Origin of the sequence: Paenibacillus ehimensis NBRC 15659 (assembly GCF_004000785.1) — a bacterium.
GTDB classification, from domain to species: domain Bacteria; phylum Bacillota; class Bacilli; order Paenibacillales; family NBRC-103111; genus Paenibacillus_G; species Paenibacillus_G ehimensis.
In genome coordinates, this window is sequence record NZ_BILX01000198.1 from 1 (window position 1) to 893 (window position 893).

At 63.6% G+C, this 893-nt stretch carries 1 protein-coding gene; it reads left to right on the top strand.

Annotated features, from left to right (window positions below):
* On the top strand, window positions 1-893 hold an 893-nt coding region (locus tag PEH01S_RS34310; protein ID WP_127490459.1), incomplete at both ends, for an amino acid adenylation domain-containing protein.

An 893-nucleotide genomic window follows, 5' to 3' on the forward strand; every position in this document is an offset into this window, starting at 1 on the left:
GATCTGGCTTATATGATCTATACCTCGGGCACGACGGGCAAGCCGAAGGGCGTGATGGTCGAGCACCGCAACGTGGTCCGGTTGGTCAAAAATACGAATTACGTCCAGCTAGACGAAACGACGCGCATTTTGCAGACGGGCGCCGTCGTGTTCGACGCGTCGACCTTCGAAATCTGGGGAGCGCTGCTGAACGGCGGACAGCTGTATTTGGTGAGCAGCGAGGTTATTTTGAATGCGGACCGGTTGGAGGAAGCGATCCGGCAGTACGGCATCACGACGATGTGGCTGACCGCGCCGCTGTTTAACCAGTTGACGCAGCAGAACAGCCGTCTGTTCGGGGACATGAAGACGCTGATCGTGGGCGGGGACGTGCTGTCGGTGCCGCACATCAACCGGGTGGTGCGGGACAACCCGGGGCTGCGTCTGGTGAACGGCTACGGACCGACGGAAAATACGACGTTCTCGACGACGTATGCGATTGTGGGCGAGCAGACGGAAGCGGTGCCGATCGGCCGTCCGATCGCGAATTCGACGGCTTATGTGGTCGACCGCGCGATGCAGCTGCAGCCGGTCGGGGCGTGGGGCGAGCTGATCGTCGGCGGAGACGGGGTGGCGCGGGGCTATCGGAACCGTCCGGAGCTGACGGCGGAGAAATTTATCGCGAGCCCGGTGCGCGAAGGAGAGCGCTGCTACCGGACGGGGGACCTGGCGCGCTGGCGTGCGGACGGGACGCTGGAGTACAAAGGGCGGATCGACGAGCAGGTGAAAATCCGGGGCTACCGGATCGAGCTGGGCGAGGTGGAAGCGCAGCTGCTGCGCGTGGAAGGCGTGCGGGAAGCGGTGGTGATTGCGCGGGAGGACGAGCAGGGGCAGAAGCAGCTGTGCGCGTACTT